16 protein-coding genes are annotated in these 14,393 nt (G+C 59.7%); 11 read left to right on the top strand and 5 right to left on the bottom strand.

Annotation, left to right across the window (positions count from 1 at the left end):
- Positions 1-2: 2 nt before the first annotated feature.
- Together H281_RS0119910 and pcaQ are read right to left on the bottom strand one after the other, a co-directional pair.
- Positions 3-1,136, bottom strand: a complete 1,134-nt coding sequence (locus tag H281_RS0119910) for a 4-hydroxyphenylpyruvate dioxygenase family protein (RefSeq protein ID WP_020068919.1) — start codon at positions 1,134-1,136, stop codon at positions 3-5.
- 235 nt (positions 1,137-1,371) lie between these two features.
- Positions 1,372-2,370 carry a pca operon transcription factor PcaQ gene (pcaQ, locus tag H281_RS0119905; protein ID WP_020068918.1) on the bottom strand — a complete coding sequence of 333 codons (999 nt, stop codon included), beginning with the start codon at positions 2,368-2,370 and terminating at the stop codon, positions 1,372-1,374.
- Positions 2,371-2,475: 105 nt separating this feature from the next.
- On the opposite strand from pcaQ, the gene pcaH reads away from it, so the two are divergent.
- On the top strand, positions 2,476-3,180 hold the full coding sequence (pcaH, locus tag H281_RS0119900; protein ID WP_020068917.1) for a protocatechuate 3,4-dioxygenase subunit beta: 705 nt from the start codon (positions 2,476-2,478) through the stop codon (positions 3,178-3,180).
- A 3-nt stretch (positions 3,181-3,183) separates the two neighbouring features.
- Entirely contained in the window at positions 3,184-3,771 is a 588-nt protein-coding gene (gene pcaG / locus H281_RS0119895; RefSeq protein WP_020068916.1) for a protocatechuate 3,4-dioxygenase subunit alpha, read from the top strand.
- A 144-nt stretch (positions 3,772-3,915) separates the two neighbouring features.
- On the opposite strand, the gene H281_RS0119890 is transcribed toward pcaG, so the two are convergent.
- Entirely contained in the window at positions 3,916-5,109 is a 1,194-nt protein-coding gene (locus H281_RS0119890; protein WP_027804775.1) for a serine hydrolase, read from the bottom strand.
- A 332-nt stretch (positions 5,110-5,441) separates the two neighbouring features.
- Here H281_RS0119890 and H281_RS0119885 point away from each other — a divergent pair, with 332 nt between their 5' ends.
- From H281_RS0119885 to H281_RS0119870, 5 genes are all read left to right on the top strand, one after another.
- On the top strand, positions 5,442-6,077 hold the full coding sequence (locus tag H281_RS0119885; protein WP_027804774.1) for a LysE family translocator: 636 nt from the start codon (positions 5,442-5,444) through the stop codon (positions 6,075-6,077).
- A 307-nt stretch (positions 6,078-6,384) separates the two neighbouring features.
- Positions 6,385-6,588 (top strand): cold-shock protein, encoded by a 204-nt coding sequence (locus H281_RS0119880; RefSeq protein WP_006047703.1) that lies wholly within the window; start codon positions 6,385-6,387, stop codon positions 6,586-6,588.
- 289 nt (positions 6,589-6,877) lie between these two features.
- Positions 6,878-7,102: a hypothetical protein gene (locus H281_RS0119875; protein WP_020068912.1), complete on the top strand. Its 225-nt coding sequence runs from the start codon at positions 6,878-6,880 to the stop codon at positions 7,100-7,102.
- 283 nt (positions 7,103-7,385) lie between these two features.
- Entirely contained in the window at positions 7,386-7,601 is a 216-nt protein-coding gene (locus tag H281_RS36910) for a hypothetical protein (protein ID WP_164701910.1), read from the top strand.
- 82 nt (positions 7,602-7,683) lie between these two features.
- Positions 7,684-8,547: a hypothetical protein gene (locus H281_RS0119870; RefSeq protein WP_027804773.1), complete on the top strand. Its 864-nt coding sequence runs from the start codon at positions 7,684-7,686 to the stop codon at positions 8,545-8,547.
- 219 nt (positions 8,548-8,766) lie between these two features.
- Here H281_RS0119870 and H281_RS0119865 read toward each other — a convergent pair whose 3' ends face one another.
- Entirely contained in the window at positions 8,767-9,681 is a 915-nt protein-coding gene (locus tag H281_RS0119865; RefSeq protein ID WP_020068910.1) for a LysR family transcriptional regulator, read from the bottom strand.
- 216 nt (positions 9,682-9,897) lie between these two features.
- Here H281_RS0119865 and H281_RS0119860 point away from each other — a divergent pair, with 216 nt between their 5' ends.
- From H281_RS0119860 to H281_RS0119845, 4 genes are read left to right on the top strand one after another with little or no spacing between them, the layout of a single operon-like run.
- Positions 9,898-11,214 (top strand): MFS transporter, encoded by a 1,317-nt coding sequence (locus tag H281_RS0119860; protein ID WP_020068909.1) that lies wholly within the window; start codon positions 9,898-9,900, stop codon positions 11,212-11,214.
- A 32-nt stretch (positions 11,215-11,246) separates the two neighbouring features.
- Entirely contained in the window at positions 11,247-11,987 is a 741-nt protein-coding gene (locus H281_RS0119855) for an SDR family NAD(P)-dependent oxidoreductase (protein ID WP_020068908.1), read from the top strand.
- Entirely contained in the window at positions 11,984-12,832 is an 849-nt protein-coding gene (locus H281_RS0119850) for a sugar phosphate isomerase/epimerase family protein (RefSeq protein WP_020068907.1), read from the top strand. Before H281_RS0119855 ends, H281_RS0119850 begins: the two co-directional genes overlap by 4 nt.
- Positions 12,829-13,671, top strand: a complete 843-nt coding sequence (locus tag H281_RS0119845) for an amidohydrolase family protein (RefSeq protein ID WP_020068906.1) — start codon at positions 12,829-12,831, stop codon at positions 13,669-13,671. The genes H281_RS0119850 and H281_RS0119845 overlap by 4 nt, the downstream gene beginning before the upstream one ends.
- A gap of 14 nt (positions 13,672-13,685) precedes the next feature.
- Here H281_RS0119845 and H281_RS0119840 read toward each other — a convergent pair whose 3' ends face one another.
- Positions 13,686-14,369 (bottom strand): HD domain-containing protein, encoded by a 684-nt coding sequence (locus tag H281_RS0119840; RefSeq protein WP_020068905.1) that lies wholly within the window; start codon positions 14,367-14,369, stop codon positions 13,686-13,688.
- Between the last annotated feature and the right edge of the window lie 24 nt (positions 14,370-14,393).

Below are 14,393 nucleotides of genomic sequence, written 5' to 3'. Positions count from 1 at the left end.
CCTCAGGCGCCGGCTTGCTCGCGCGCCCGCGCGAGCGCGCTGAGGTTACCCTCGCCGAATCCATGATGTCCCTGGCGTTGCACGATCTCGAAGAAAATCTCGCCCGCACCGCGACGCACAAAGGTCTGAAAAAACAGCAGCGGCACACCGTCCGTGCCGATCTCGCCATCCACCAGAACGTGCGTGCGCTTTAGCCGCTCGACGTCGAGACCGTGTCCTGGCAAGCGCGCGTCCAGCTGCTCGTAATAGCGCGGAGGCGGCTCGACGAATTCCACGCCGTTTGCAAGCAACTGCTCGACGCACGCGAAAATATCGTCTGTGGCAAGCGCCAGGTGTTGCACGCCCTCGCCCGGATGATCCGGCAAGTACTCGTGCATCAGGTCGGTCCGGCGCGTGCCCTCTTCGTACAGCGGGATGCGGATCGCACCGCACGGCGACACCATCACGCGCGATTCGGCCGACACATGCCAGTTCGCGTGCAGCTCATGAATCTCGCGGAAGTTGAGCAGGTCGCGGTAAAAGTCGAGCCATTCCTGCATGCGACCCTCGCCGACCGTTTGCGTCAGGTGATCCACGGCGACGAGACCCGTGCCTGCATGGCTGAGGTCGGCGTGCGCAGTGTCGATCTGGATCGGACGGAAGTCGATGTCGAAGATCGAGATATCGCCCAGGCCTCCGCGTTGCCCGCCGCGTCCGCGCCAGCGGTCGACAAAGTAGATATGCGAATCGCCAATGCCTTGAATCGCCGGGATCAGCAACTCGCCGGCGCCAATTCTCTCGCCTTCGAAAGCCCACGCGCCGAGTTCGATCGCGCGGTCGAAAGCGCGTTGCGCGTCGGCCACGCGAATGCCGATCGCGCAAATGCCCGCGCCGTACTCTTCGGCATAGCGCGCAGCAAACGAATCGGGCTCCGCGTTGATCAGGAAATTCATTTCGCCCTGCCGGAACAGGGTGACGTCCTTGCTGATGTGGCGTGCGATTGCCTTGAAGCCGAGCTTGGTGAAAGTCTCGCCCAGCGCCTGCGGATCGCGGGAGGCAAACTCCACGAATTCCAGCCCGGCCGTGCCGAGCGGATTGTGCTCAGGCGCCGACACGGCGCGAAGCGCGGCGTCTGGAGTGGGCAAGTCGCTAGGCATGGCAATCTCCTTGTACTGTCTTACGACGCTGTTTCCAGTGTTTCCGATATCTGTGCAACCCGTCTCGACTCGCAGCGCGGCGCTGCATCACGCGGTCGGCGACGGCTTTTGCAACGTGTTTGTACACCGGCTAGCGTGACGTTCGCAACTTCATTTTGTACTGACTGGTTCACAGAGCCGCAGCCGGTGCGCGCGCGCAGCTCATTGCGCAGCACCGTTCGCTGCGCTTTGCGCATCAAGTTGTCGGCGTTGTGCGGCGCGCACGCTTGTGTGCAGCGTTGCCCGCGGGCCTGCTCGCGCCCGCGGCCATTCGCAACTGAGCAACTTCTCGCACAGCGTCGATAAAAGCCCTTCCGACTGCTGACGGCTGCGTGTCCGAGCGCCGGATCAAGCCAACCGGCTCGCCGGTGCCCGCGAACGGCAACGGAAGACGCACAAGCATGCCGTGCGCCAGTTCGTACTCCACCGCGCTGAGCGGCACAAACCACACGGCGTCGTTCTCGAGCGTCAGCGCACGGCCGGTCGAGACCGACAGCACTTCCACGAACGCCGACAGCGGCGGCACACCCCACGCGCTCAACAAACTTTCCGCCGACTGCCGGATCAGCGTTCCGAACGGCGGCAACACGACTGTGAAATCTTGCAATGCGGCCGAGGGCAAACCGGGCGCTGCATCGAGCGGATGCCCCGCGCGCACGACTGCAATCAGCGGTTCGGTGAACAACTGCTCGAAGCTCAGCCCCACCATTCGTTCGGGATCGGCTAGTCGCCCGATGGCAAATTCGATCGTGCCCGCTTTCAGGCGCTCGAGCAATTCGGGATTTGCGCCGGTTGCAAGGCGCACGATCACGCGCGGCCAGAGAGACGCGAAACGCTTGAGCACGGGCGGTATCAGTGCCGCCGCGACGGTCGGCAGAATCCCGACTTCGAGCGTGGCCGCGGCCGCGCCTTCCGCGCGCGCGAGCAGATCGACGCCCTGCCGCAACGCACTGACGCACGCGCTTGCATGGGGCATGAAGAGTTGCCCCTCCCGCGTGGGCACCGCCCCGTGACGGCCACGCTCAAAGAGTTTTACGCCCAGAATGGTTTCGAGTTCCGCGACCGTCTTGGAGACGGCCGGCTGCGTAATCGAAAGGCTGTCAGCGGCCCGCTGGACGCTCCCGAACTGGGCTACGGCCAGAAAGCACTGTAGATGACGGAATTTGACGCGGCTGTCCGCGAGACTGCGTTGCATAACGGAAGGTTATACGAAAAGCGCCAAAACGTCATTTTTCATAACCGTCCAGTTTGGATAAAGTCCGTTGATAAGCCCTATCCCACAATCCCGAAGGAGACACTGATGGACGATTCCTTTCTCAGCGCGCGCGATTTCGCGTCGCATCCCGAATACATCTATCCCGGCTATGGTTCCTCGGTTAAACGCGGCCCGACACGTCCGCTGATTCCGCTGAAGGAAAAGCTGCGCGATCAGCGCGTGCCCGTCTACGGCACCGAAGACCTCGGCGCGCTCGACAGCGATCTCACGCGCAACGCGGTCCGTAACGGCGAACCGCTTGGCGAACGCATCATCGTGACGGGACGTGTGCTGGACGAGGGCGGACGCCCGGTGCGCAACACGCTCGTGGAAATCTGGCAGGCGAATGCGGCTGGCCGCTACGTGCATAAAATGGATCAGCACGACGCGCCGCTCGATCCGAACTTCCTGGGCGCAGGCCGCTGCATCACGGACAACGAAGGCCGCTATCGCTTTCTGACGATCAAGCCGGGCGCATATCCATGGGGCAATCATCCGAACGCGTGGCGTCCGAATCACATTCACTTCTCGCTGTTTGGCGAGCATTTCGGCTCGCGCCTCGTCACGCAGATGTATTTTCCCGGTGACCCGTTGCTGGCGTTCGATCCGATTTTCCAGGGCACGCCTGAGCAGGCCCGTGATCGACTGATTGCGAAATTTTCGCTCGATACCACGCAAGAGGCCTACGCGCTCGGCTACGACTTCGACATCGTGCTGCGCGGCCGTAACGAAACTCCGATGGAGCGCTAAGCCATGACCACTCTCAAGCAAACGCCCTCGCAGACGGTCGGACCGTATTTCGCGTACGGCCTGTGTCCGCAGCAATACGATTTCGACTTCAAGAGCTTGTTCACGCCAGTGGTGGCCGACCGCGAAGCGGCAGGCGAGCACATTACGATCGTGGGACAGGTGTTCGACGGTGACGGCAAAGTGATCGGCGACGCCATGCTGGAAGTGTCCCAGGTCGACGCCGATGGCCACTACCCCGAATCGCGCGAGGAAATTCTCAAGAAGGGCTTTCGCGGCTTTGCACGCGTGGGCACGGGCACGGACCCGCAAAAGCGCTTTGTCGTCGAGACGGTGAAACCGGGCCGCGTGAGCCCCGACGAGGCGCCCCATTTAAACGTCATCGTGACGATGCGCGGCATGCTGCTTCACACGTTCACGCGCATTTATTTCGAGGACGAAGCGCAAGCCAACGAGCGCGACCCCGTGCTGACGGCAGTTCCAGCCGACCGGCGTGAAACCCTGATCGCGCGCCGCGAGCCGAACACCGCCAACGTGTATCGCTTCGACATCTATATGCAAGGCGACAAGGAAACGGTTTTTTTCGACCTATAACGCGATTCCCCTACACTTTCGTAAAGCTTTCACCTAGACTGAAAGTGATCCGTCTAGCGACTGGATCGCGAAACTCCGAGTAGTTGAGCCCGCCTTGCGCGGGCTTTTTTGCGCCTGCAGCAAAGCGCGGGCATGAGTCATTAGTCAGTGCAATGAGCAACGCAGCCAGCGGCGAATCGTGATCACGTCCGCGATATGATCGCGCGGGCCTGGCGCACCCAGCACGACAATGTCGATCGGCCTGCCATGCACGATCATTCGCACGACGACGCAGTGCCCCGCTTCGTTAATGAACCCTGTTTTCTGCAACACAATCGACCGGTCGCCGCCCCGCACGAGCGCATTCGAGTTGTGATAACTCAGCCGCGTGCGCGGTCCGCCGGGAAACACTAACTGGTCCCGGTCGGTCGAATAAGCGCGGATCAGCGGATAGCGGCTAGCGGCAGCCACGAGGCGAGCAAGATCTCGCGCCGTCGATACGTTTTGCGGTGACAGCCCCGTGCCATTCACAAACCGCGTGTGCCGCATGCCGAGTGCGCGCGCCTTTGCATTCATCGCGGCGACAAAGCTCGGCCGGCCACCGGCGTAATCGCGGCTCAACGCGGCGGCAGCGCGATTTTCCGACGACATCAGCGCGATATGCAGCATGTCATCGCGCGGCAGCACCGAACCAACGCTAAGCCGTGATCCTGTGAACTTGTCGAAGTCCTGATCCTGAACAGTAACGTTGAGCGGTGCCGACAACGAGCGCCTTGCATCGAGCGACACGACGGCCGTCATTAGTTTGGATATCGAAGCAATCGGCATGACGCGATCGGCCTGCTTTTCTGCGAGCACCGTGTGCGTTCTTTCATCGACAACGAAGACTGAACGCGACCGTAGCAACGCGCGCGACCTGGGCGTATATCCGCAGCGAAACAAAAGACGAAGGCCCGCATGCTTCGTACGAGCCGAAAGCGTTGCATTAGCGATTACGCGTGCGGCCGACGCAGGCCGCCGGTTGCGATGCGCAGCCAGTTTGGCAGGGTGTCTGGAAGCGCGCGGCGCGCGTGCGGTGCGCGATGCCTGACGGCGCGACTTGGGCGTGAGCTTGCTCGCGTGCTGTGAACGCTCGTCGTCGGTGACATGCTTGCGCTTGCGTGTGACGCGCCGCCGCGTCTCGCCAGTCGTGACTTTTTTCACGTTACGCGCATAGCCAAGTGAAGAGTGCCGTGGAGACTCGTGAGTCGCGCCGAATGTCCAGCCGATGCTCAGCCACAAGAGGCCAAATATCGCGATATAACGGAGCCAGGCAGAAGAATCAAAAGCAAATGTAGGAGTTTGTGGGCGGTATGGCATGCAACTTCAGGTTCTGTGCGCGTGCGCCGGTTATTCGGAGAACGGAATTGGCGCACAGTCAGCAACGACTCGTAGATATCATGGAAGATCGCTTGCACGATCAAAGGTGCCTGTATGAAGCGGAATTCGTCGCGATAGCAGGAATTGCGTCCGCCTGCCTCATCTAAGGCAGCTTCAACATATCGAAGCCGATTCTAGCATTCGCATCATGTTGCTTGCAGCGAATGCGCATGTCTTTACACTGCTCGTACTGCTTGTTAGATGAGAGCCGCGCTCTCATGCTATGTTTGGACAACACGCGCTATTCATATGCACTCGACGGAGAGACTGCCATGCCAGCATCGACCGCTATTCTCACCATTCTCGCCGCGCTGTTATTAGGCGCAATGAGTCCGGGACCGAGCTTTGTCATCGTCGCGCGCAATGCGATCGGTCTGTCTCGCGGCGACGGTCTTGCGACGGCGCTCGGCATGGGCATCGGCGGAGTCTTCTTTAGCGGCATTGCGCTGCTCGGCTTATATACGTTGCTCGCTACCGTCGAATGGCTTTACATCGGGCTCAAAGTAGCCGGCGGGCTTTATCTGATCTATCTGGCCTCGAAAATCTGGCGCGGCGCCGCCAAACCGCTCGCGTTCGACGCCACGCAAACCGTTACCACGAATCCGCGCAAATCTTTCTGGATCGGCCTTAGTACCCAACTGAGCAATCCGAAGACGGCAGTCTACTACGGCAGTATCTTCGCGGCGCTGTTGCCGCAACATCCGCCGCTGTGGTGCTACTTTGCATTGCCGCCCGCGATCTTCGCCATCGAAGCAGGCTGGTACACAGTCGTCGCGCTGTGCTTTTCGAGCAGGCGTCCGCGCGAGATCTATCTGCAATGGAAGGCGTGGATCGATCGTGTCGCCGCAAGCGCAGTGGCCGCGCTTGGCTTGCGTCTGATTGTGACCGCGCACAAGGTCGGCATCTAAATCATCCTCGCGTCAGCCGCGTACCGATGGTCGCGGCGACAGGATGAAGACAAGGGCAAGCCGCTAGCGGGGCCGCATCGCGGCGCCTTCGCCGCGCTCAATGGAGCCGCCCAACAGAACAGTTACAAGTTAACTGTTGACGCTGCTGCGCCGGAGCGGTTACTGTGGCACCCGAAGTTCAAGAAGTTCGATTGCTGTTCATCAATGTCTCGCTCTCTCAGCGGTATTCGTTGTCCTCTCCCTCCTTGACGCTTCTAACGCTCCTTCACAGAGCACATTTTCAATTTTATTTCCTCAAGGATTCTTCATGGATACCGGTACCGTTAAGTGGTTCAACGACAGCAAAGGCTTTGGCTTCATCACCCCGGACAAGGGCGGTGACGACCTGTTCGCGCACTTCTCCGAAATCAGCGGCAACGGCTTCAAGACGCTCGCTGAAAATCAGAAGGTGAGCTTCGAAACGAAGCAAGGCCCGAAGGGTCTGCAAGCGGCCAACATCACGCCGCTGTAAGCTAGTTTGAAGGGCTCGGTGTCCGGCAACGGACATCGGGCTGCAGCGACATCCTCGCGGAGCTTTGTCTCCCACAGTTGGCGCGAATCGCTTTTGAGTTGCATGTATCAGGGCAGCTCGCTCAAGCGCCAATCGCCTCGTTGCTCCTCATTCTCCCCTCGGCTTGAACGCCCTCTTTAGCTTTCCGACTGCGTTCTGATTCGGCTCGCAATGGCTTTGAATCGACTCGTCCGCGCGACTCAATAGAAGTTCGCACGGCAGGCGCACTCGCACATTATTAAAATATAAAATGCAAAACCAACAAATTCACCTTTACAACGGCTATGCCATCAAACCATCGGCGCATCGCTTGCCCGACGGTACATTCTCGTCCAACCTTTTGCTCGAGCGCGCCGACAGCGCACGCGCTGAAGGGCTTTACCAGTTCTATTCGCTCGACTACTTCACCGACGAAGAACAGGCATTGCAGCACTCCGCACGTTGGGCGCACGAATGGGTCGATACACGCGGTTGACGCACATTTAGCGCGGCGAAACCGGCCGCGAATGCCTGCGTCTCGCAAACGGAGTTCAGACGAACTCTTTAGCCGTTAGCATGACGGCTACATCTAATATTCGTTTCAGCGCAAGCAACTCTTCCTTCAAGCGATCGATCAGATCGCTACCCCGCCTGCACTGGCACTCCTACGTCAAGAAACTGGCGGCTCCGGGAACATCGCATTAGCGATACGCGTCCCGGCGCCCAATAGCTTTGCGAAGCTTGCGCCGACTATTGCGCCCCCCCGGAATGACGAATGAATGCCTGAAGTCGAGGCATTCATCTCCGTCGGAAAACAAACTCAATTGGCGCGCGGCACGAGTCGCTTCTCTTCCGAACAGCGAGACTATCTGTCGTTCGTTTTATGCTTAATGCATTCAAAGCGCGCACAGACAGACCCACCGCAAATAAAGCATTCGAAGTTGAAAGACGCTTCTTCAAAAAATACTAAAGATTTTTCTTTTGCTGCCGTTTAAATCGGTGCGCGATTCTGCGCGGGCATATCGAGAGTTCAACAATCATTTTGCGGAAGCAACGGTCCGCACGCTAAATATCATAATGAAAATGAAAGAAAAACTACCTTTAGTCATTGCCGCGTTCGGTTCATTTACGCTCGCTGCGTGCGGCGGTGGCGGAGGCGACAGTTCGCCGCCTGCTCAAACCGCTGCGCCGGCCACGAGTGCCAGCGCACCGGCGCCCTCGTCGGCGCCCGTCGTGGCGGGCGAGTCGCTGCCCAGCCTGACGTCCCCGCAGGCCGGCTCGACTGCCGCCACGGGCAATGGCTTCGAGGGCATCTGGACGACTTCCTCGTCCTCGCGGACGACCGCCATGGTGGACCCGGCGAACAACATCTCCTACCTGAGCGGCATCTTCACGGTCGTCACATCGACCTTCTTCGGCATCGCGGCACCCGCGGAGCCGAACTGGACATTGACGAGCGGTTTCGAGAGCACAGGTGGCTTCCGCTATACGGCCTCGTCGGGAAGCGGAACGTACAGCGCGAAGCAAACCTTGAACGGCAGCTATGTCGCCAACGGCCAAACGGTGAACCTGGCATTGAACTACGATCCGGCGAACGCGCTTGCCGTCACGCAATCGAGCGTAACGGGAACGTGGGCGCAAAGTGGGACGACGCTGACCATCGACGCCGCCGGCGGCTTCACCGGGAACCTTTCCGGCTGCGCCGTCACCGGGACGCTGACATTGACGACGCCGGGTTCGAACAAGAACCTCTACACGATGACGGTGAGCGGCACCACGAGTACCTGCTTGCTGGCTTCCGGAACGACTTACTCCGGTAACGCCGCTATCACGTTCCTGCCCGTTACCGGCAGCACGACGCTGTATCAACGTTCGATCGTCTATCTGATCAAGGCAGCCGATAACTCGGTGATCGCCTACGGTCAGGTGACGAAGCAGTAAGCCGTTTATGGGCCGCAGCAGTCCGGCAAGTTCTCCGGCTGCTGATTGGCTCGTTTCAGAAGAACTGAGGTTCGCTTCGCGCGGACTTCAGTTCTCCGCGTCTCTTTCTAGTGCGTTGCCGAAAGACCGGAGCTCTATCTGAACTACCGTTTCGTCAATCGCTCGTGTGAGCGCACCCCAGCGAATGCGAGATCTCCCAGGCCAAAGCCGAACATTTGACTACGCCGGCAGCGGCACACCGGCAATATGACGGCTAAGGCGTTGCGCCTGCTTATAAACCGCGTGCATTAGCAGCGTCGTGTTGCGTGACGGAGGGGAGAACTTCGAATAGACAAAGGTCGCAACGAGTTCCAGCTCCTCGATCAACGGACGTATGACGAGGCCGTGATCGTCTGCGGCAAACTCGTCGACAATGGCTAATCCCAGACCGCCCTTCACCAGCGCCAGCGCCTGGTCTGCGCGCGTCACATCTACGACGGATTGCAGTTCTACATTGGCTTGCTGGCATGCGCGCGCGATCATCGTGCCGAACGGAATATCGCGCCTGAAAAGAATCATCGGCTCACCAACGAGATCGGCGAGCGCAATGGGCTCCGCTTCGGCCAGACGGTGACGAGGCGGCACGACGCAGACCATCCTGCCACGCATGAACGGCACGACGTCGAGGTGTTCATGTTCGATCGGCATCGATGTCACCGCCACATCCACGGCCTTACTCAGCACCTCGAGCGGCATGTCCGCCATAAGCGTGGTGTGCCAGTCCACGCTCAAGCCTGGCAATTGCCGTTTCAATTCGACGATCGCGGGTGCAACGATTGACGTCGCCAACGACGGGCTGCAGGACACCCGCAACAAACTAGCGGGCCCGAGCGACAGCGCCCGCGCGAATTCGTCGACTGAGAGTGCCGCCTGATAGACCTGCTCGACTTCCCTGAATAGCGCCTGCGCCTCCGCAGTGGGCATCAGCCGGCCTTTCGCCCGCTCGAAAAGCCGCAGGCCGAGGTTCGTCTCCGTGTGAGAGATGAGCTTACTGACAGCCGGCTGCGACACGTAGAGCATTTTCGCTGCGGCGTTGATCGACCCCGTCAGCATGACCGCACGAAATACCTCCATCTGCCTGAGCTTGAACCGCATGCGTTCTCCGTGCCGCGTAGCCGGCCTATTAACAAAAAGTTATAGGGTAGCTGAAACTCGGCATACGACAGGCCTGCGGTAAATCCCTAGTATCTGTTCAACGGGAGCCTGACTCCCGGCATTGCGCGACACGCATAACGCCCGCAGTCTGCAAGCCGCACGCAGCGGAAACGGGCGCCGCGACGAGCGCACCAAAGAGAACAGGATGGAGACACGATGAATCACGCAACCCAGTCCGCAGACGCGACGATCAACGTTGCCACCGCGACGCGGAGAACCCGAGCCCGCTTCCAGATACTTGCGCTGCTCGCGATCGGCACAATGATCAACTATCTGGACCGTAGCGTCGCCGGAATTGCCGCGCCGAGCATGAGTCACGAACTCGGCCTTAATCCGGCGCTAATGGGCGTGATCTTTTCGGCGTTCTCCTGGACATACACGGCATCACAGATTCCCGGCGGCGTGATGCTGGACCGCGTCGGCACACGGTGGACCTATTTCTTCGCGCTCACGCTCTGGTCTCTCTTCACGGGATTGCAGGGTTTGGCGACCGGCTTCATATCGCTGCTGATCATGCGTCTACTGATCGGCGTTGCTGAAGCCCCGTGCTTTCCGACTAACAGCCGGGTAGTCGCTATCTGGTTCCCGCAAAGCGAGCGCGCCCGCGCAACCGGCATTTACACATTCGCGGAATACGTCGGGCTGGCCTTCCTGAGTCCCTTGCTGTTCTGGCTCGAACAGCAATATGGATGGCGTGCGCTATTCGGCATCGTCGGAACGGTCGGGGTGCTGTTCGGCGGCATCTGGCTGATGCGTTTTCACGAGCCGCATCAATCGAAAAGCGCAAATCGGGCCGAGCTGGACTACATCGCGAACGGAGGCGGCGTCGTAGACGGCAGCCAGAAAGCTACTCATTTCCGCTGGGCCGACATTGGTGCACTCCTCAAACGGCGAAGCATGCTCGGCATTTGTGTGGGTCAGTTCGCTTGCAATTCGACCAACGTGTTTTTTCTCACATGGTTCCCGACTTACCTCGTAACAGAGCGCCATATGCCGTGGTTGAAGGTCGGGCTGATTGCCGTGCTTCCGTTCATCGCCGCATCAGTGGGCACACTTGCAGGCGGCTGGATCTCCGACTCCATGTTGCGGCGGGGTATTTCCCTCAACTGGTCGCGCAAGCTGCCTGTTATCGCCGGTCTGCTCGCCGCGTCGAGCATAGTCCTCGCGAACTACGTGGAATCGACGGCAACGGTTATTGCGATTCTTTGCGTCGCCTACTTTGCACAGGGCATGTCCGCACTCGCCTGGATGATCGTTTCCGACATTGCGCCAAAGGGATTGCTTGGTTTGAGCGGCGGCATTTTCAATCTCTTCGCGAATGCGGCGGGGATCGTGACGCCGCTCGTAATCGGACTGATTGTCAACGCAACAGGTTCGTTCGTTTATGCGTTGGGCTTCATCTCAGCCGTCACGCTAGCCGGGGCACTTTCGTACATCTTCGTGGTTGGCGATATCAAACGTATCGAGTTGTGAACAACATTTTTCAGCAAAGGAAAGAACCCCATATGACTCGCTCTCTCGACGGGAAAGTCGCCATCGTCACAGGCGCCGCGCGCGGCATCGGGCTCGGCATCGCGCAAAAACTGAAAGCGGACGGCGCACGCGTGGCGGTGTGGGACCTCGATGTGAGCGACTGCGGCGCGCAACGGCTGCAGTTTGAGCCTGATCACATTCAACAAGTGGACGTCGCCTCCATCAGTTCGGTCGAACAGGCTTTCGCGGTCACGCTCGGTACGCTTGGGCAGGTGGATATCCTCGTCAATAACGCAGGGATCAATGGGCCGGTAGCGCCGTGTTGGGAGTATCCAGTGGACGCCTGGCAGCGCGTGATAGCAGTGGACCTGAACAGCGTGTTCTATTGCTGCCGGGTCGCGATTCCGCACATGCGCGCGCGCGGCGGCGGCCGCATTGTCAATGTGGCATCGATTGCCGGCAAAGAAGGCGTTCAGTTCATCTCAGGCTACTCGGCGGCGAAAGCAGGTGTCATAGCGTTCACCAAGGCGGCCGCTAAAGAACTGGCAAAGGACAATGTGCTCATCAACTGTGTCGCGCCAGCAATGGTCGAAACGGAGCTTTTGAGCGAAATGTCCGACGCGCATATCGAGGCGAGCAAAGCGAAGATTCCAATGGGCCGTTTCCTGCAGATCGACGAGGTCGGTGCGATGGTAAGCTGGATCGCCAGCCCCGAATGCAGTTTTACGAGCGGCTTTACCTTCGATCTGACAGGTGGGAGGGCCACGTATTGAACGCCATCATTGCAGCACCGAAGCTTGCAGTCGCGCATCTCACCGCGCTTGAACTGGCGCCTACGGAATGGGTGGTCGAAGCCGCTCGCGCCGGGTTCGACGCAGTTGGGCTTCGGCTCAATCCGACTTCACCAGGTGCGATTGCCTATGCCTCGGCTGTGGGCAGCCCGGCGCATCTCGATTTGCGGCGTGTACTTGTCGACGAAGGCATGGCGGTGCATGACGTCGAGTTCATTCCAATGCTGCCCGATATCGACGTGGCCTCGTATGCGCCCATGTTCGATGCGGCGGCCGACCTGGGTGCCCGGTGCGTGACAGTTTCGGGCGACGACCCCAACGCGTCGCGGCTCGCCGCCAACCTGGCGGCTCTGTGCGAAATCGCGGCACAGTATGGCTTGCGTGTCGATCTGGAATTCATGCGCTGGCGCCACGTCGCCACCTTGCAGCAGGCGCGGTCGATCGTGGAGAGCGTGGGGAGCGCAAACCTCGCCGTTCTCGTCGACGCATTGCATCTCACGCGCTCGGGCGGCAATCCGGACGACGTCCGCGCCTTGCCCGCCGGCATGGTGCGCGCGGTGCAACTGTGCGACGCCTCGCCGAACGATCCGGTAGGAGACGACGCGACGATTCTCGAAGCGCGCACAGGCCGCTTGCCGCCAGGCGAAGGGGCGCTGCCGCTAAGCGAATTGCTGGACGCGCTGCCTGCCGATACCGCTTTTAGTGTGGAAATGCCGTTGCCGTCGCTGCCTGCGAGAGATCGCCTCAAACTCGCGTATCAAAGCACACGCACCATGCTCGATGCCGCGCGCCTTCGGCGCGAATCTCGCGGAGCGTCTCGTCAATGACTATCTTCGACGAAAAAAAGATCGACTGTCACAATCATATTTTCGATCCCGCTCGCTTTCCCTATCGCGCCGACACCGCGTATAGGCCATCGATGCAGGAAATCGGCACCGCTGCGCAGTTTGCCCATGTGATGGACGCATGCGGTGTGCAACACGCGTTGCTCGTAGGACCGACCAGTGGCTACGGCACCGACAATCGCTGCATGCTGGATGCGCTGGCGCGTTATGGCACCCGCTTCAAAGGCATCGCCGTGGTGAACCACAATGCGAGCCGCGAAGACATGATCGAGATGAAACGCGCGGGCGTGGTTGGCGCGGCCTTTAATCCGGCGATGCTGGGCGTCGATGCCATGCGTGATGCCCACGCGCTCTTCGATATCCTGGCCGACCTCGATATGTTTGCGCAGATCCAGGTAACGGGCGATCTGTTGGTCGCACTCGAGCCGCTAATCGAACGTACGGAGACGCGAATACTGATCGACCACTGCGGTCGGCCGGACATTGCGGCCGGCATGAAGCAGCGGGGCTTCCAGACGCTTCTCCGACTGGCCGATACGGATCGCATCGTCGTCAAAATTTCCGGGTTGCAAAAATTTTCGCAGCTCGAATATCCATATGAAGACGCGCAGGCCTTCGCGACGCAGCTTCTCAGCACGTTTGGGCCGGATCGTTGTGTGTGGGGTTCCGACTGGCCGTTTCTGCGCTCGCCGGTGCGGATTGATTACGCTCCTCTGCTCACGCTCGTCGAGCGCCTGATTCCAGATGCCGACGAGCGCCGACGAGTGTTGTGGGACACGCCTCGCCGGCTCTTTGGCTTTGAAGCTTCCGCTACGCGTTAGTCATGCATGCGTGTTCAACCGTGCTTATGTGCCGGATCGTCGCAAGTGCACGGGTAATTCGAATCGTTCCACGCATTCCCAAGAATGATGCTGCAGAAGTTCTTCCGACGGAAACCCACGTCCTTCAGCGCAAGCACGTCGTCGTTGACAGTGCCAAAGGTCGAGTCCGGCCGGTGCTTCATTCCATCGTTAAAGGCGTTGATGATCTGCTCCTTGAAGTTCTCTCCGCGAGGGTGAGCAGCAACCACCACCTTGCGCTGTTCCTCGGTGAATTCGTCAAATGCAAAGCCGAGCACGTCCATCTCGACGCCTGCCGTCACCAGTTGAACCACCGGCTTCTTGAATGGCGGAATACCCGGCGTGGTATGCAACGCAATCGCGTCCCACACGAGCTCGACATCTCCTTCGGGAATACCGTGCTGCTCGAGGAAGCTACGCGCTGCATTCGCGCTGTCCACCTCGAAGCGGTTCTGTGACGTCCTGAATTGTTCGGTAAGCCCCATATCGTGGAACATGGCGCCGATGTACAGAAGCTCCGGGTCATACTTCAATTGCTTACGCTCACCGGTGAGAGCGCCGAAAAGAAACACGCGAGTCGAGTGGTGGAAAAGCAGGTCCGACTCCGTGTCGCGAACGAGTTCGGTGGCCGCACGCGCCAATTTGCTATCGGGGATCTTGATTCCTGCGATCGTCGTCATGTTCGTTGCTCCAATATCTGCCTG

Origin of the sequence: Paraburkholderia caledonica, from assembly GCF_000383275.1 — a bacterium.
GTDB lineage: Bacteria > Pseudomonadota > Gammaproteobacteria > Burkholderiales > Burkholderiaceae > Paraburkholderia > Paraburkholderia caledonica.
Note: the sequence above shows the minus strand (reverse complement) of the source record. Positions and strands in the feature narration are given on the sequence as shown.